This window comes from Pararhodobacter oceanensis (genome assembly GCF_003076755.1).
GTDB lineage: Bacteria > Pseudomonadota > Alphaproteobacteria > Rhodobacterales > Rhodobacteraceae > Pararhodobacter > Pararhodobacter oceanensis.
In genome coordinates this window covers 307,196-324,475 of sequence record NZ_QDKM01000002.1, presented here as the reverse complement: position 1 = coordinate 324,475, position 17,280 = coordinate 307,196, and the positions used below count along the sequence as shown (strand labels likewise).

The window sequence follows — 17,280 nt, the reverse complement described above, 5'->3', positions numbered from 1 at the left end:
CGATAGCTAAGTAAACATGACTTTAAGATGCATGACTAGACGATCAATTCGCCGTTCAGCGCTTTTTCGATCAGGCTGATGCTCTCTTGCAATCCGTAAAGCGCGATGAACCCGCCAAACCGCGGCCCCTCGGACGCGCCCAAAAGCACCTCATAAAGCGCCTTGAACCAAGCGCGCAGCGGCTCGAATCCATGCGCCTTGCCGACCGCAAAGACCTCGGATTGCAGCGCCTCGGCATCCAGCCCGCCCTCCCAGGCTTTCAACCGCGCCAGCAGGTCCTCCATCGCCGCGCGCTCGCGGTCGTCGGGCAAGCGGAACACCCGTTTGGGCGCCACGAAATCGCGGAAATAGCGCACCGCGAATTCCGCCGCTTGATCAAGGTCGGGATGCGTCTCGGGCGTCGCTTCGGGCGCATACCGCTGGATAAAGCCCCAGAGCCCGTCCTTATCCGTCGCCCCGGCCACCGAGGCCAGATTAAGCAACATCGAGAAAGGCACCACCATCTTCGACTCCGGCGGGTTGCCACCGTGGATATGCCAGACCGGATTGGCCAATTGCTGCGCCTGCGTCTGCCCGGGATAGGCGCGCAGCTGCTGGTGGTATTCATCGACCGCCTTCGGGATCACGTCAAAATACATCCGCTTGGCGGTTTTCGGCTTTTGGAACATGAAATATGACAGGCTCTCGGGCGAGGCATAGGTCAGCCATTCGTCAATCGTCAGCCCGTTGCCCTTGGACTTCGAGATTTTCTCGCCGTTTTCATCCAAGAACAGCTCATAGGTGAAATGCTCGGGCTTCTTGCCGCCCAGAATCTCGCAAATCCCGTCGTAAATCGGCGTGTTGGTGCTGTGATCTTTACCATACATTTCGAAATCGACGTCCAGCGCCGCCCAGCGCGCGCCGAAATCGGGCTTCCACTGCAGCTTCACCTGTCCGCCGGTCACCGGCAGAGTCCATTCGCGCCCGTCCTCATCGTCAAAGGTGATCGTGCCGTCTTTGGCATTCACCTCTTTCATCGGCACATAGAGCACGCGGCCGGTCTCGGGATGGATCGGCAGGAAACACGAATAGCTCTGCTGGCGCTCTTCGCGCAGGCTTTTCAGCATCACTTTCATGATCTCGTCATAGCGCTCGGCGGCGCGCAACAGGATCGGGTCAAACGCGCCGGATTTATAGTAATCCGTCGCGCTGATAAACTCGTATTCAAACCCGAAGGTATCGAGGAACCGGCGCAGCATCGCGTTGTTATAATGGCCAAAACTCTCGTATTCGCCAAAGGGATCGGGCACCGAGGTCAGCGGCCGCTGCAGGTTTTCCAGCAGCATCTCGCGGTTCGGCACATTGTCCGGCACCTTGCGCATCCCGTCCATATCGTCGGAAAAACACACCAGTCGCGTCGGGATATCGCTGATTTCCTCGAATGCACGGCGGATCATCGAGGTCCGCGCGACTTCGCCAAAAGTGCCGATATGCGGCAGCCCCGAGGGCCCGTAACCGGTCTCGAACAGCACATGCCCCTTCTCGGGCGGCGCCTTTGCATAGCGTTTGAGCAGCCGCCGCGCCTCTTCAAAGGGCCAGGCCTTGGAGGTCATCGCGTCATCACGCACAGAAGTCATGTCTTGCTCTTTCATGCTAAAGCGGCACGCATGCCGCGGCGGTATCATCCGGCTACCTATTGCCGGACCCGCGCGCAGTCAATATTCTGCACCTGCAACAAGCACAGGAATGCCCCGATGCAACAGGTTCCGCCCTCCATGACGCCGCAAGACAGCCTTGTTGCGTTGATGATCACCGTCTCGGCGGCTGATTCGTCGATCCGCACCGCCGAGCTGCTGGCGATCGAACAGGTGGTGAACCAACTGCCGGTGTTCGCGGGGTTTGATACCGACCGGATCAAGGTGATCTCGCAGACGGTGTTTGATCTGCTTGAGGTCGAGGACGGGCTTGATGCGATCTTTGGCCTGTTGCGCGAGGCACTGCCGCCACGGCTGAACGAGACTGCTTATGCGCTGGCCTGCGACGTCGCCGCCTCGGACGGGAAACTGATGCAGAGCGAATTGCGCCTGCTTGAGGAAATCCGCCACGAGTTGAACATCGACCGCCTGCATGCCGCCGCTATCGAACGCGGCGCGCGGGCGCGGTTCATGCACGCCTAACGCGTGAGCATATGTCTTATGAGCGCCCGAGCGTCGTTAACCGGTTAACCTGGCCGATTGGGCGGCGTTAACCATACCGATCTCGCTGGGCTTACCCCCCGTCGCGCAGCGCCTTCGCCTGCGTCACCCAATCATCGCGCGTCACACGGCCTTTGAAACTCGCCAGATTTTCATCGACCCAGGCAATTTCGGTATCGGTCCAAGTGGCGATCTGGTCGAAATGCCAGAACCCCAGCCGGTTCAGCAATCCCTCCAGCTTCGGCCCGACGCCTTTGATCCGCTTGAGATCATCCGCCCCTTCCGCCCGCGGCGCCTCCAGCGTCAGGGGTTTCGAGCCCACCGCTTCCGGTTCCGCATCCGGCTCCGGCGACGCAATCACCGCTTCCGCGACGCCCGCAGCAACCTCCGGCTCCGCCACTTCGGTCTCCGCTCCTTCGGTCTGCGCCACAGGCGCCGGCGGCGGGGTGATGATCGCCGGGCCCGAGCGCTCAGCCGCCTCCCGCGCCTCGGTCAACTCGCGCTCCACCCGCGCCAATTTATCGGCGGTTTGCCGCGCCTGCGCCTGACAGGCGGTCAACTCGCCGCGCAGCCGTTCGGCCGTTGTATCCGCGTCATCGCTGCCGACCACCACCTCACGGCGGCCCCAAACCAGCCAACCGACGAACAGGCCTAATAACCCCGCGAGCGCGATCAACACCCAGATTTCACTCAATAAAAAGCCCCAACCTTGGAACATGCCTCGCCCTCCTAAACGCTCATTGCACCCAACGCACCGCCGTGCGCCGGTTGGCCGCGCGGCCTTCATTGCTGTCGTTATCCGCCACCGGCTGCGTCGCACCGTAGCCCTCGGCGCTCAACCGCCGCGCGGCCACACCGCGCGCAATCAGCGCCGCACGCACCGCTTCGGCGCGCGCAAGGCTCAACGCCAGATTGCCCGTGTCTTCGCCGGTATTATCCGTATGCCCGCCGATTTCGGCCTGCAAATCCGTCGCCCGCAAACAGGCGCCCAGCACCGAGGCCAGCGCATTCACCGCGCCGCGCGCCTGCGCATCCAGCCGCGCCGAGCCGCTGACAAATCCGATCCGCTGCGCCTCCAAAACCGCCGTAGATTCGGCCTCGCAGCTCTCCGCACCTGGCGTGAAATCCGCCACCGGCAACCAATAGCCGCCGCGCAATTCCTCCGCCGCCCCGCTCGCCGCGTTAACCCTTTGCGCGCCCTCTTCGCTCTCTTCGCCCTCGCGCGCGGGTTCCGCCAGCGTCACCGTCAGCGCCACGCCCGGCAGCGCCTCACTCAATGCCGCGCGCAGCAATTCCAGATCCGCGCCCGCACCAAAGCCGAGCGCCAGATCCGTGCCCTCGGGCGAGACCGAGACATCCAGCGTTTCCACCTGCGCCATCCAGGGCGCCAGCCCCGCCAGCGCTGCGGGCACCGCCTCCGCCTCGCCGGTCAGCGCGCGGTCCGAATTGTCGTCAATCATGGTTAACCCAAGCGCCGCCGCCAAATCATCCGGCGTCACATCCCGCGGCAGCTTGCCCTCCAACCAGGCGCCACCCGCCGCCGTATAGTGCAGATCATAGGCCGGCGGGGTCCCGTCATCAACATAGCGCAGCCCCATATCCACTTGATATCCCTCAGGCAATTGATCCAGCGCCGCGCGCACCGCCTCGCCGTCTTCCAATGTGCGCGCCACCCCGGCCAGCGACATCCGTCGCTCGCTGATCGCCAAAGTGCCGTCCTCCAACAACCTTAACGCGCCAATCGCCAGTTGCGCCGCATCGCCCCAATGCGCATCCGGCGCGCCCGCAGCGAGGGACAAATCCGTGGCGCCAACCTCTGCCAGCGCATCCCGCACAGCGATGCTGGGCGCGGTGCCATTGGCCTCTAACTCGCCATTCATCCAAAGCAGATTGAGCGTATAGGGCGCGGCCAAGGGCAAGACCTCAAGCCGGTCGATCACCACCCGCTGCCCGTCAATCTCGGTTAACCCCGCGATCAAAGCCGCATGCTCCTGCCGCCCGTCTGCCAGCCCGCTGACGCTGATATCGCGGCCCTCGACGCCGACCTCGACACCGTGCACCGAGCCCGCCGCGATGGCCTGCGCGTCGTGGTCAATCACCCCTTGGATATGCGTCGCATATTCGGATTTCGCCCACCAGCCGAGACCGGCCAGCCCAAGCCCCAAGATTGCCAGTCCTGCCCCGATCCGCATGCCACACACCCCCGAATTCACCACAGTCGATGCACAAAACCCCGCCGCGCGACGGCGCCAGACCGCCGCAAAAGCCGCGCTTTCGCATCAATATCCCTATGATATGCCAAGCAGATCACGGTTCAAACAGAAATCGGAAATAGCCGCCCCATGGCCCCTGCCTGCGTCAGCGGCGCCACAGGATTCAGCCCTGCAACTGGGTCCAGCGCTCGATCAGATCCTGCTGCAACACCCGCGCCCGACGGGTCCAAGCGCGGGTGCCCGCGGGCTGCTCAAGCGAGGTCTCCCCCGGTGCCCGCCGCCGCGACAGATCGGCGCTGATGATCGAAAACACGATCGGCCGTCCGCCGCGCGGCTGCGCATAGCCGGTGAGGGCCGAAACAAAGTTAATCGTGCCGGTCTTGGCCAGCACCTCGACCGGATGGTTGCGGATCTGCTGGCCCTGCGCATCGCGCATCGGATGCTCGCGCAGCAAATCCGGCAGGATGCCCTCGCGGCGCGCGCTCAGCATGAATTGCGCCATCGCCTGCGTTGAAATCCGCGAGCCTGCGCCCAGCCCCGAATGGTCCAGAAAATCCACCCCGCGCGCGCCATGCGCCCGCGCCGCCCATTGGTTCATCATCCGCGCCGAGGGCGCCAGCGCCCGCAGCTGCTGCCCGCCGCTGGTTGATGCCGCAAGCCCGACGCATTCGGCGGTCAGATTGGTGGAATAGCGCAGCATCCCGCGCAGGATCGTGGTTAACGGCGGCGAGCGATGCTCGGCAATCACCGCCCCGCCCTGCGCGCTGCGGGTCACCTCGGCCTCGGGCAGACGGCAGCCGCGCGCCTGCAGCAAAACCCGCAGCACGTCACCGGCATAGGCCTGCGGGCGGCGCACCGGCAGCCAGCGCGATCCCGCGCGGCGCAGCGCCGATCCGGCCACCGTCCAACGCTCGCGCGCGCCGCTGAAATCATGGGTATAGACCGGCAGATTGCGCGACACCGCCTGCATATCGATCACCGAAACCTCGGGCACCTCGCGATTCGAACGCGCGTCCATCATCACCGAGGCCCGCCCGCCCTGCACGTCCCAGCCGAAATGCACGCGGTTGAAATTAAGGTTAATCCCCGACAGCGAGGGATTATACCCCGCCTCCACCGGCTGCGTGCGGTCGATATGGGTGATCGTCGGCAAGGCGGTGCCGTCGACCAGAAACCGCCCCTCGACACGGCGCAATCCCTGCGCGATCAGCGCATCGGCCAGCGCCGCCAGATCGGCGGTCTGCAACACCGGATCGCCGCCGCCCTTGAGCACCAGATCGCCGCGCAAAGTGCCGTCTTCGATCTGTCCGCGGCCGATCAACACCCGCGTGACAAAGCGATATTCCAGCCCCAGCGCCTGCACCGCATACATCGCCGTCACCGCTTTGGCGGTGCTGGCGGGGGGCAATAACAGATTGCCGCGATGCTCTTCGATCACCTCGCCGGTTTCCGCGTCCAAGGCGACGACGCCGGTCTCGCCGGACAGGTTCGCGCGCGCCAGAAATTCGGATAATCCCCCCGCGGGGCGGCGAATCGGCAGCGCCGAAATATCCACCGGAGCCGCCACCAAACGCGGATTCGCATGCGGGAAAGGCGAGCGCGCGGGCGCCCGCGCAAAGGCCGGCAGCGCCACCGAGGCGGCCAGTCCAGCCAAGAGGTTTCGACGATTCAAAACGGAGTGATCCGTGGACATTTCAATACCTTAACGTCAACCCAAATACTCGGCATCTCAAAATAACGTCAGTGCAAAACCGGGATGTTCTGCGCCGAAACCGCAGACCCGCAGCCAAACTTCGTTGGCAAAATTAATACAATTGTAAACGGGTTAATTCGGGGCATCAATCGGGCATTGCGAGGGCAGCTACTCCGCCCGTATGGCGCGACCCTTTTCACGCTGCCGCAGCGCGGTCGAGCTGTCATCGCGCATCGGCATATCCAGATAGAGCCAGGCCGGCGGCGCCAAATGCCCCAATACCGGCGCCCGCCCGCGCCGCAGCCGCTGCCGCGCAAACCGCTGCGCCGCTTTCGAGGTCAACGCCGGCAACCGCTGTCCGGGCCGCGCGAACACCGCCACCGGCACCTGATGCATGATCTCCGGCCAGCGGTCCCAGAGATGCAATTGCGCCAGATTATCCGCCCCCATTAACCAAATAAACCGCAGCTTGGGATAGACCCGCTGCAGCGCCGCCAGCGTATCAACCGTGGCTGTGGTGCCGAGATCGGCCTCCAGATCGGTGATCCGCACCTTCGGGTGCTGCATCACCGCCCGCGCCGCCGCCATCCGCGCGGGCAAGGGCGCCGGCGGGTTTGGTTTGATCGGATTGCCGGGGCTGACCAGCCACCACAATTGATCCAGCCGCAACCGTTTGAGCGCCTCGAGACTCAGATGCACATGGCCCGGATGCGGCGGATCAAACGACCCCCCCAACAGGCCGATCACCTGCCCCGGCGCTGCCCACGGTTTGCCCATTGTTCCCCCAAGGTAAATTGCGCGCCGACCATGCAACGGATCGGCGCGCCTTCCAAGGGGCGATCAATACCACTGATCGGCTTTTGACGCCTTTTGTTTGTGGATAAACTCTTGCAACGCCTCGTCAATTCCCGCGTCCAAGGGTGGCGCGACATATTCGGCCAGCCGCTTTTTCCACAGCTTATTGGCCCGCGTCGCGGCATCCACTTCGCCGCCTGCCAGCCATTTCTCATAGGGCTCATTGTCGGACATATCGCTGTCCCAAAACGCGGTCTCATAGTTCGCCAACGTGTGCTGACAGCCAAAGAAATGGTTGCCCGGCCCGACCTCGGCAAAGGCGTCGATGGCCAGCGAATTCTCGTCCACCACCACGCCCTTGAGATAGGCGTGCAACCCGCCGCAAAGATCGGTGTCCATGACGAATTTCTCATAGGACATCGACAGAAGACCGTCGAGAAAACCGGCCGAATGCAGGATGAAATTGCCCCCGCAATGCACCGCCGAGAGCATCGACATCGTGCCCTCGGTCATCGCCTGCGCGTCGGGCAGTTTCGAGTTGGTGAAATTCCCCGCGCAGCGCAGCGGCAGGCCCAAACGCCGCGCCAATTGCCCGATCACCATCGAGCCGATCGCCGGTTCCGGCGTGCCAAAGGTCGGCGAGCCCGAACGCAGCGACATCGACGACAGGAAGTTGCCAAACACCACCGGCGCGCCCGGCCGCTCGAGTTGCACCAAAGCGCAACCGGCCATGGTTTCGGCCAGCGCCTGCGCGATTGCCCCCGCCGTGGTCACCGGCCCCATCGCGCCGCCCAAGATGAAGGGCACCAAGACCACCGCCTGCCCCGCCTTGGCATAGGCGCGCATGCCGGTGGTCATCGTGCCGTCCCAGACCAAGGGCGAATTCACGTTAAAATTCCCCATGATCACGCAATTCTGGTCGGCAAACTCACGCCCGAACAGGATCCGCGCCATTTCAATCGTATCTTCGGCGCGGTCCTGCGCCGTCACCGAGCCCAGAAACCCGCGATCCGAGTATTTGATATGCGCGTAAACCATATCCAGATGGCGCTTGTTCACCGCGATATCCGTCGGCTCGCAAATCGTGCCGCCCGAATGATGCAACCACGGCGAGGACTGGCCCAATTTGATGAAATTCTCGAAATCCTCGATGGTGCCAAAGCGCCGCCCCTTGTCGAGATCCATCACAAAGGGTGAGCCGTAAGCCGGTGAAAACACGACATTATTGCCGCCGATCTGCACCGAATTGGCGGGGTTGCGCGCGTGTTGGGTGAACTCGCTGGGCGCGGTTTTGAGGAGCTCGCGCAGCATCCCCTTCTCGAACCGCACATTGACCCCGTTGACCTGCGCCCCCGCCTCACGCCAGAGCCGCAGCGCCTCCTCGTCATCGCGAAAATCAATGCCGGTCTCGGCCAGAATCCGGTCGGCGGCGGCCTCGATCCGCTGCAGGCTTTCCTCGCCCAGAATATCATAGGTGGGAATGCCGCGGGTGATATAGGGCACCGCGCCATGGGTGCTGTGGATCGCCCGTTCCGCACGCCGTGCAGCGCGGCCAGAACGCCCGCGCGGTGGAGTTTCAACTAGTGTCATCTTGGTCTGCCTGTCAACAAATGGAAGGGTGTCGCAGCCAGTGCGAGCGCCCCATGTTAGGCCGCAGATCCGCGCCTGTAACGGGCATTAATTGATTGCGGATGAATGATCTGGGCTTATGCCTGATCCGCCTGAAACACCGCCACCAGCCATTCGGTCAGATGCCGCGCGCCGCGTCCCTGTGCCCGCGTCGTCGGCACGAACAGGCAATGCGCCTCTTCGGGCACCACCTGCCGCCTGCCCAGCCGTTGCAAGCGCCCGTCCTGCAATTGCGGGCCGATCAATGACTTCCAGCCCAGCGCCACACCCTGCCCGCTCATCGCGGTATAGATCGCATCGGTATATTGGCTGAACCGCACCGCATTCGCCTTGGGCAGCGGCGGAAGCTCGGCCAGTTGCGCCCAGCGCCGCCAGCTTAACCATGTCGGCTCCACCCAATCGCAACCGATCAGCGGCAGTTCATCCAGCGCCGGATCATCTTGGGTCACGAACCCCGGCGCGGCGACCGGAAACACCACATCCGGCAGCACCTCCAGACAGCGCGCGCCGTCCAGTTTCGGTAGGCTATACTGGATTAAAACATCCACCGGATCACGCCGCAGGTCAAAGCCCGTATCCTGCGAGACCAGCCGCAATTGCACCTGCGGATGCGCCGCGCGAAACGCCGGCAACCGCGGCAACAGCCAGAAATGCATAAAGCCCAGCGTCGCCCCCAGCGTCACGATATTGGTCGCCGTCGGACGCCGGATCGTGTCCAGCGCCTCGGAGACCTGATCAAAGGCGCCGGTCAGCGCCCGCGACAGCACCAGACCCGCCGGTGTCAGCTCCACCTTGCGGTGCCCGCGCAGGAACAAGGGCGTGTTGAGCTCCGCCTCCAGCAGCTTGATCTGCCGCGACACCGCCGCCTGCGTCACACCCAATTCCTCGGCCGCACGGGTGAATCCCAAAAGCCGCGCCGCCGCTTCGAATGTCGCCAAAGCGCTCAGCGAAGACACCTGCCGTCTGAACCCCGCCATACCCCCTCACGCATAAACCCTGATCATGCCAGTCTGGCCTAAAATTTAGCTTGTGAAAAGCCCTAGTTGCGGTCCAAGTTGAGCCAAACCAAGCGGAGTCCGATATGTCCAATGATCCTCTTCTTCAGCCGTTTCAACTCAAGCATCTGACGCTGCGCAACCGGATTGTCTTTACCGCCCATGAGCCCGCCTACCCCGAGGACGGGATGCCCAAGGGCCGTTACCGCGAATATCATGTCGAACGCGCCAAGGGCGGGGTGGCATTAACCATGACCGCCGGTTCCGCCAGTATCTCGCGCGACAGCCCGCCGGTGTTCAACAATATCCTCGCGTGGAAAGACGAGGTCGTGCCCTATATCCGCGAAATGACCGACGCGGTGCACGAACATGGCGCGGCGGTGATGATCCAGCTCACCCATCTCGGCCGCCGCACCCGCTGGGACAAGGGCGACTGGCTGCCGGTGCTCTCGCCCGGCCATGAACGCGAACCCGCCCACCGCGCCTTTACCAAGAAAATGGAAGACTGGGACATCGAGCGGGTAATCCAGGACTACGCCGACGCCGCCGAACGGATGAAGGCGGGCGGCATGGATGGCGTCGAGTTCGAATGCTACGGCCATTTGATGGATCAATTCGTCTCGCCATTAACCAATGAACTCGACGCACCCTGGGGCGGCTCATTGGACAACCGCATGGCCTTCCCCCTCGCCGTGCTCAAAGCCTGCCGCGAGCGTGTCGGCGAGGATTTCCTCCTCGGCATGCGCTATGTCGCCGACGAGCGCCTGCCCGGCGGCACCTCCCCCGCCGAGGGTATCGAAGTCGGGCAGAGGTTCAAAGCCTCTGGCATGGTCGACTTCCTCAACATCATCCGCGGCCATATCGAGACCGACGCCGGCCTCACCGATGTGATCCCGATCCAGGGCATGCCCTCGGCGCCGCATCTGGCCTGCGCGGCCGAGGTGAAGAAATCCGTCGATATCCCGATTTTCCACGCCGCCCGCGTCCCCGATGTCGCCACCGCGCGCCACGCCGTCGCCTCGGGCGCGGTGGATATGATCGGCATGACCCGCGCCCATCTGACCGAGCCGCATCTGGTGCGCAAAATCGCCAATAAGACCGAAGACCGCATCCGCCCCTGCGTCGGCGCGAACTACTGCCTCGACCGGATCTATCAGGGCGGCCTGGCGTTCTGCATCCACAACGCCGCCTCGGGCCGCGAAGAGACCCTGCCGCATGACATCCCCGAGGCCGAGAGCCCCAAACATGTGGTGATCGTCGGCGCCGGCCCCGCCGGGCTCGAGGCCGCGCGCGTCGCCGGTGAGCGCGGCCATAAGGTCACCGTCTTCGAGGCCGCAGACCAGCCCGGCGGGCAAATCAGGCTCACCGCCCAAAGCCCGCGCAAAAAGGAAATGATCGGCATCATCGACTGGCGCATGGGTGAATGCGCGCATCTGGGGGTTAATTTCCGGTTTAACACAATCGCCGACGCCGAGGATATCACCGGTGAGAACCCAGATATCGTGATCATCGCCACCGGCGGCCTGCCCTTCACCGAGGTGCTGACCGAGGGCAACGCCCATGTGATTTCCAGCTGGGACATCCTCTCGGGCGACGTCAAACCCGGCAGCAATGTGCTGGTCTATGACGACGCCGGCGATCACGCTGGCCTGCAAGCCGCTGAAATGATTGCCAATAGCGGCGCCAAAGTGGAAATCATGACCCCCGACCGCAGCTTCGCGCCCGAGGTGATGGCGATGAACCTCACGCCCTATATGCGCGCCATGCAGGACAAAGACGTCACCTTCACCGTCACCTGGCGCCTGCAATCCGTGCACCCCGAGGGCAACCAGTTGCGCGCCGTGATCGGCACCGATTACAGCGCCCACACCCGTGAAAACCACTACGACCAGATCGTGGTGAACCACGGCACCCGCCCGCTCGAGGATCTCTATTTCGACCTCAAACCCTTGTCGGTGAACCTCGGCGCGCTCGATCACGAGGAACTCGTCGCCCAGCAACCGCAAAGCGTGATCCGCAACCCCGAGGGCAGCTTCCGCCTGTTCCGCATCGGCGACGCGGTGGCCTCGCGCAACACCCATGCCGCGATCCTCGACGCCCTGCGTCTGATGGCGGTTCACTAAAACGGGCCGGATCGCTCCAGCCCGTCTTCATCTTGCTCTAAATACTCACCTTATGTTTCAGGGGGGTTCTTAGGGGGCGCCTGCGCCCCCTAAGCGCGGGGGTGCGGGGGGCGCGCAGCCCCCCCCACCTCCCTCAATTCATCCTGCCGGTTCCACCTCGCGGGCCTCCTCGGAGCGACGCCGCGCACGGTCGTCCATGAACTGGTCGAACTCGGATTTATCCTTCGCCTCGCGCAAGCGGCGCAGGAATTCGGCAAAGGCCTCCTGCTCTTCCTCGAGCCGTTTCAGCGTCTCGGCCTTATAGGAATCAAAGGCGCTATTGCCCGAGGGCGCATGCATTTTCCATGCCGCGCGGTGATGGCTTTTGCGATTGCTACAGTTTTTTCCGAACATGCCTTTTCCCCAGATCATATATGCCAATAGTGCCAGCCCGACGGGCCAGAAAAAGATGAAACCCAGCACCATGGCGGCGATCCAGGCACCTTTGCCTCTATCGTCCAACCAGTTTTCGGCGCGTCCGGGCCATGCGGTGATCGCGGTCATGTGAGTCGTCTCCTCTGCTGCGGTGTTAATGTTATTTACATTTACATACATGGGTATGGCAAGCCCCCGTTCAACCCGCAGCACAGATTTTTTCGTGAAAATGTCAGTCGCCCGAGATGAGCCCGAGCCCGCGCAGATAGATACCAACCCCGGATTCGAGCAGCTCCTCGGGCGTGAACGGGGTCCGCGCACCGGGTTTACCGCGGGCATAAAGCTCGACAATTCCGTGACTTAGCGCGGTGATATGGGCCGAGAACATCGCCCCCGGCGGGCGCCGGTCGATCGGGATACGCGCCGAGAGTTCCTCGGCCGCGCGCTGCATCACCCGATCCGAACGGGTCGCCGCGCGCGCCAGATCGGCGGTCTGGTTGACCGACAATCCGGCCTCGAACATCGCCATATAATGACCGGGATATTTGCGCGCAAAGGCCAGATAGGCGCGGCCCACCGCCTCGAAAGCCGCCATCGGCGAGGGTTTTCCGTCGTCATAGGCGTATTCCAGCACATCGCCGAACAGCTCATAGCCCTGCGTGGCAATCTCGGCGAGCAGATCATCGCGCCCGGCGAAATGCCGGTAAGGTGCCGCCGCCGAGACGCCGGCCTGTTTCGCTGCTTCGGCCATGGTAAAGCCGGTCGGCCCCTTTTCGGCGATCAGGTTGAGCGCCCCGTCGACCAGCGCCTGACGCAGATTGCCGTGATGATAGCCGCGTTTGCTCATTGCCTGCGTGTGCTGCCTTGCTGTCAAATCCGTCGCGCGAGGCTGGATGCCGCGCGCGCCCTGCGCCTCAGTATTGCACAAAGCAGCCGGGTCGCAATCCGCGGTTTGCCGCGGGATCTTCGGGCAGATCGCGCCGCAGTTCTGCCGCTACCCTCTTGCATCTATCGGCGCGCTTGCCTAAATGGGCCTCGAGAGGCTGGCGCGGGCAGGCGTTTCGCCAACCCGGTCAGGTCCGGAAGGAAGCAGCCGCAACGATTCCCGTCTGGGTCGTGTCCGGTCTCTCACCTCCCCCCCAGTCGTCGTTACCGCCGCTTGCCTTTCTTGCCGCCGTCAGTCATCGCGCGCGCGGCTTCGGCGGCAATGCGCAGTTCTTCGGCAATCTCGTCGGCTTCCTCGGGATCGAAATCCAGCGGCAATTGCAGCCCTTCGGCTTCGATATACAGACGCACCATGCCCAGATCGGTCGGCCCGATCTGCAGGTTGGCGGCGATGTCGCTTTGTTTGTTAATGCTCATATCGGCCCTTTCGGTTCGCCCATTTTGCGGTGTCGTGAAGTCTGCGCCGTGCCTAGCGCGCGGCACCCACCGGCGCAAGTGATCCGCGCAAGTCATCGGCGCAGTTCATCCGCGCAGTTCACCCGCATCACAGGGCCGCCGGAAATCCTCCGCCAAGGCGCTTTCGCCAATCCCGGCCAATACTCTGCGATACGAGGTGATTGCCCTCTTGCAATTGCCCGCCGGGGCCGCTAAACGGCCCGCAAGTGCCGACATAGCTCAGTTGGTTAGAGCGCTAGATTGTGGATCTAGAGGTCCCCCGTTCGAGCCGGGGTGTCGGTACCATCTCCCCTTATTCAGCATTGCCAGTGGCTTAGCGCTGCGGACCGCCCCTTGGGCGCCGCGCATGATCCGCAGGTGCGATGTCAGCCAAGGGCATCCCTGCCGCGAGACAGAACCACAGGCCGCAAGCGAAATACCCCCGCTGGTGGCCCCCGCGCGCCCATCTCGCCGAAATCAAAGTGCGATCAAACGGCCATCAATCCCCGATGCACTCATCGTCAGGATGGCGCAGCGCAGCACCTCTGGCAGGCACAAACTTCCCGACAGGCGCGGCGCAATGCCACCCGCAATTCACCGGCCAGCTGCCCGCCGACCAGCGCAGAAACCGATACGGCAACCGCCAATCGGCCTATTCGCTCGCAGGCGCAGCCCCCTCGGCAGCGCCTTCAGCGGCCCCTTCCGCGGCGCCTTCAACCGGCGCTTCTGTGCCACCGCCCAACAGGCGGTTCAACCGGCTCCTCACCGCGTCCTCGGCCCCTTGGCGCAGCGCCTCCTCGGTGGATTGCCCCTCCTCCAAGGTGATGCCCAGCCGCTCTTCCGCCTCGGCCTCCAGCCGCGCGCGCGCCTCTTCCTGCAGCCGCTCGGCCTCGGCCCGTGCCGCCGCTTCCAGCCGCTCGCGCTCTTCGGCCAGACGCCGCTCGGCCAGCCCTTCCAGATCCAGCCGGAACCGCGGCTCGGACCACGGGCCGGTGATCATCAGCGGCACGCTGAACGCCGCGCCGGTCTCGGCATCGCGGATCGCCTCGGGCGTCACGCGGTATTCCAGCACCTGCGCGCCCAGATCGACCACGCCCTCGCCCAGCACGCTGACCAGATTTGCGCTCAAGGATAGATCGTCATTGGTTAAGATACCGTTTTCAATCGAATAGCTGCCCGCCAAACTCTCGAAAATTGTCCGGTTTCCTTCGCCGACATAGGACAGATCGAGATTGCGCAGCATCCCCGCCAGATCAAAACCGATGATCTCGCCGGCGCCGAAATCCAGCCGCCCTTCGCCGCTGAGCGAGCGCATGATCGCATCCATCGAGCCGCCGACACCGAGAAACTGCAGGTCCAGCGAGGCCGTGCCCGCCAGCCGCTCAAACCCCGCAACCTGTTGCAATAGCGGCAATAATTGCACATCGCGCAGCCGCAGATTGCCACCGACCGAGAGGCCCGAGCGGTTGTTGGCCACCAACTCCCCCGCCAGCGCCCCGTCAAAGGCGCGCACCTCGGCCAGTTCGATCACCGCCCGCGACCGCTCGACCACCAGCGCGCCGCGCAGCGCGTCGAGATTGGCGAAACCGGTCTGCACCGGCCCCAGGGTCAAGCCGATCCGCGCGTCGAACAATGCGAGCGCCGAGGCGTCAATCGGCGTGGTGGGCCAGCCGCTGCCGCCGCTCTCCGTGGCCTCGCCGCCGGTGGTAAAGGGCCGCAGATCCAGCGCATCGGCGGCCATTTCGCCGGTGATATTGGGCCGTTCGCCCGCCATATCCACGTCGAGCGCGGTGCGGATGCTATTCGCGCCGATGCCGATCACCCCCTCGCGCAGATGCACACTGCCAGCGGGCGCCAGCGTGATCTGCCCCGCCATGATTAATGGCCGCGCCCCCTCGGGCAGTGGCTCGGCGCCCGAGACCCCCGCCAATGCCAGCGCCGGTGCCAGACGTTGCGCGTCAAGGCTGATGCGCCCCTCGGCGGCCAAGGGCTGCAGCCCCGCGCGGCCGGTAAAGGACGCCTCGGCGCCCTCGGCCACCAGCGTCGCCGCGATCGCCACCACCTCGCCGGACATCAGCCCCGCCAGCGATCCGACCTGCGCCTGTATCCGCCCCTCTTGCCCGCCGCGTGTGGCGGTGAGGCTCAGGTCCACGGGGCCGGATTGATCGGGCATGGTCAGCTCGATCCCGACGCCCTCGACGCGCAAATCACTGCCCGCGCCGTGGTCGATATAGCGCAGGCTGGCGCCCGCTATCAGAGCGCGGTCAAGGGTGAATTGCGGCGCCCCGCCAGTGCTGTCACCCGCGGCGCTTTCGGGCTCCGCGTCACCGCCGAGCCCCTCGAACACCCAATTCGCGCGCCCGTCAGCAAAGCGTTCGAGCACGATCACCGGCTCTTGCACCTCGAACCGCTGGATCGCCACATTGCCGCCGATCAGCGCCGAGAGATCAACGCCCACATCAACCGCCGCGGCCTGCAACATCGGCCCCGCCTCTGAGCCTTCGATATTGGCCAAGGTCACGCTCTCAATGCGCGCGCCAATGGTCGGCCAGAGCGTCGGGCTGACATCGCCCGAGATGGTTAACGCCCGCCCCGTGCGCGCCTCGAACTGCTGCGCGGCGAGATTGGCAATACGCTCGGCCGGGACCAAAAAGATCGCCGCAACCAGCAGCACAACCAAGACAACAACCAATCCGACCAGCCTGAAAACCCAACGCATCGCACCCTCCGAAACCCGTTATTTCGCCATGATAGCACTGCAGGAGTCGCGCACAAGCGCTTGCTGCGTCACGGATTCGTGCGGGTTCCGCGGTGGTGGCGCGGCCCTCTGCACCGCAGCCGACGCGACGTCCCCCCTTGCCTGAATCGCCCGCCTGCAGCAGCTTTAACCCTTCCTTCATCGCTTGAGGCCATCATGTCCGAACCCTCCGATACGCCCCGCGTTACCACCCGCATTTCTGACGGTATTGCCGAGGTCACGCTCTCGCGGCCGGATAAATTGAACGCCTTTGACACTGCCATGTTCGAGGCGGTCAGCGCTGCGGGCGATGAGTTGATGCAGACCGAGGGGTTGCGCGCGGTGATCCTGCACGGCGAGGGGCGCGGGTTTTGCGCCGGTCTCGACACCGCGCAGCTGATGGCATTCGCCGGTCGCATCGACGCGCTGCGCGAAGAGATCAACACGCCGCTGCCGGGCCGCGCGGACAACGCCTTTCAACACCCCTGCACAATCTGGGCCGATCTGCCGGTGCCGGTGATCGCGGCGCTCCACGGGGTGACCTTTGGCGCCGGTATGCAACTGGCGCTGGGCGCGGATATCCGCATCGCCCACCCCGAGACGCGGCTCTCGATCATGGAGACGCGCTGGGGGCTGATCCCCGATATGGGGCTGAGTAAACTCCTGCCCGGGCTGATGCGCGCCGATCAGGCGCTGGAATTGATCCTCTCGGCGCGGATTGTCGAGGCAGCGGAGGCGCAAAGCCTCGGGCTGGTGACGCGTCTGGCCGAGGACCCGCTGGCAGCAGCGCGCGAGACCGCCAAGGCCATCGCCGGCCGCAACCCCGAGGCGGCGCGCGGGGCGAAAGCGCTGGTGCGCGCGGCTTGGCCCGGCGGCGACGCGCATCTGGCGCTGGAGGCACGGCTGCAGGCGGAAATCATCGGCTCGAAGAACCAGATCGAGGCGGTGATGGCCGAAATGCAAAAACGCCCGCCGAAGTTCGGCTGACGCCTCCACCACGCCGACCACCACGCCAACCACCATCGCCGCCACCATCAAGACGACTGATCGCGGCTCGAAACCGGCAAGGAATAGGGTTAAGAGGGGTTTTGTGATCTCGCCCCTCTGCTACTGTGCTGTGCAGACCC

14 protein-coding genes, 1 tRNA gene and 1 other RNA gene are annotated in these 17,280 nt (G+C 64.2%); 5 read left to right on the top strand and 11 right to left on the bottom strand.

The window, feature by feature from the left end; genetic code table 11:
- Positions 1-35: 35 nt before the first annotated feature.
- On the bottom strand, positions 36-1,616 hold the full coding sequence (locus tag DDE20_RS05950; RefSeq protein ID WP_116557547.1) for a lysine--tRNA ligase: 1,581 nt from the start codon (positions 1,614-1,616) through the stop codon (positions 36-38).
- Between the two features lie 117 nt (positions 1,617-1,733).
- Between DDE20_RS05950 and DDE20_RS05945 the strand changes: the two genes are divergently transcribed.
- Positions 1,734-2,156 (top strand): tellurite resistance TerB family protein, encoded by a 423-nt coding sequence (locus DDE20_RS05945; protein ID WP_240607861.1) that lies wholly within the window; start codon positions 1,734-1,736, stop codon positions 2,154-2,156.
- Positions 2,157-2,247: 91 nt separating this feature from the next.
- Here DDE20_RS05945 and DDE20_RS05940 read toward each other — a convergent pair whose 3' ends face one another.
- From DDE20_RS05940 to DDE20_RS05915, 6 genes are all read right to left on the bottom strand, one after another.
- Complete coding sequence (locus DDE20_RS05940; protein ID WP_116557546.1) at positions 2,248-2,892, bottom strand: hypothetical protein; 645 nt, start codon at positions 2,890-2,892, stop codon at positions 2,248-2,250.
- Between the two features lie 19 nt (positions 2,893-2,911).
- The gene (locus DDE20_RS05935; protein ID WP_116557545.1) at positions 2,912-4,366 is read right to left on the bottom strand and encodes an OmpA family protein; all 1,455 of its coding nucleotides are present in this window, start codon (positions 4,364-4,366) and stop codon (positions 2,912-2,914) included.
- Positions 4,367-4,550: 184 nt separating this feature from the next.
- On the bottom strand, positions 4,551-6,059 hold the full coding sequence (dacB, locus tag DDE20_RS05930; RefSeq protein ID WP_165814436.1) for a D-alanyl-D-alanine carboxypeptidase/D-alanyl-D-alanine endopeptidase: 1,509 nt from the start codon (positions 6,057-6,059) through the stop codon (positions 4,551-4,553).
- Between the two features lie 189 nt (positions 6,060-6,248).
- The gene (locus DDE20_RS05925; protein ID WP_116557543.1) at positions 6,249-6,857 is read right to left on the bottom strand and encodes a nicotinate-nucleotide adenylyltransferase; all 609 of its coding nucleotides are present in this window, start codon (positions 6,855-6,857) and stop codon (positions 6,249-6,251) included.
- A gap of 63 nt (positions 6,858-6,920) precedes the next feature.
- The gene (locus DDE20_RS05920) at positions 6,921-8,465 is read right to left on the bottom strand and encodes a trimethylamine methyltransferase family protein (protein WP_116557542.1); all 1,545 of its coding nucleotides are present in this window, start codon (positions 8,463-8,465) and stop codon (positions 6,921-6,923) included.
- Positions 8,466-8,581: 116 nt separating this feature from the next.
- Entirely contained in the window at positions 8,582-9,481 is a 900-nt protein-coding gene (locus DDE20_RS05915; RefSeq protein ID WP_240607860.1) for a LysR substrate-binding domain-containing protein, read from the bottom strand.
- 104 nt (positions 9,482-9,585) lie between these two features.
- Here DDE20_RS05915 and DDE20_RS05910 point away from each other — a divergent pair, with 104 nt between their 5' ends.
- Entirely contained in the window at positions 9,586-11,622 is a 2,037-nt protein-coding gene (locus DDE20_RS05910; protein WP_116557541.1) for an oxidoreductase, read from the top strand.
- A gap of 138 nt (positions 11,623-11,760) precedes the next feature.
- On the opposite strand, the gene DDE20_RS05905 is transcribed toward DDE20_RS05910, so the two are convergent.
- Entirely contained in the window at positions 11,761-12,165 is a 405-nt protein-coding gene (locus tag DDE20_RS05905) for a DUF2852 domain-containing protein (RefSeq protein WP_116557540.1), read from the bottom strand.
- Between the two features lie 103 nt (positions 12,166-12,268).
- Positions 12,269-12,883 carry a TetR/AcrR family transcriptional regulator gene (locus DDE20_RS05900; protein WP_116557539.1) on the bottom strand — a complete coding sequence of 205 codons (615 nt, stop codon included), beginning with the start codon at positions 12,881-12,883 and terminating at the stop codon, positions 12,269-12,271.
- 189 nt (positions 12,884-13,072) lie between these two features.
- Between DDE20_RS05900 and ffs the strand changes: the two genes are divergently transcribed.
- An RNA gene (gene ffs / locus DDE20_RS05895) (signal recognition particle sRNA small type) lies at positions 13,073-13,170 on the top strand.
- 15 nt (positions 13,171-13,185) lie between these two features.
- Here the strand turns inward: ffs and DDE20_RS05890 are convergent.
- Positions 13,186-13,398 carry a DUF6324 family protein gene (locus DDE20_RS05890; RefSeq protein WP_116557538.1) on the bottom strand — a complete coding sequence of 71 codons (213 nt, stop codon included), beginning with the start codon at positions 13,396-13,398 and terminating at the stop codon, positions 13,186-13,188.
- Between the two features lie 247 nt (positions 13,399-13,645).
- Between DDE20_RS05890 and DDE20_RS05885 the strand changes: the two genes are divergently transcribed.
- Positions 13,646-13,722: transfer RNA gene (locus DDE20_RS05885), tRNA-His, on the top strand.
- 346 nt (positions 13,723-14,068) lie between these two features.
- Here the strand turns inward: DDE20_RS05885 and DDE20_RS05880 are convergent.
- Positions 14,069-16,135 (bottom strand): AsmA family protein, encoded by a 2,067-nt coding sequence (locus DDE20_RS05880; RefSeq protein WP_116557537.1) that lies wholly within the window; start codon positions 16,133-16,135, stop codon positions 14,069-14,071.
- Between the two features lie 195 nt (positions 16,136-16,330).
- Between DDE20_RS05880 and DDE20_RS05875 the strand changes: the two genes are divergently transcribed.
- Positions 16,331-17,140, top strand: coding sequence for a crotonase/enoyl-CoA hydratase family protein (locus DDE20_RS05875; RefSeq protein WP_116557536.1), 810 nt, complete (start codon positions 16,331-16,333; stop codon positions 17,138-17,140).
- Positions 17,141-17,280 lie beyond the last annotated feature (140 nt).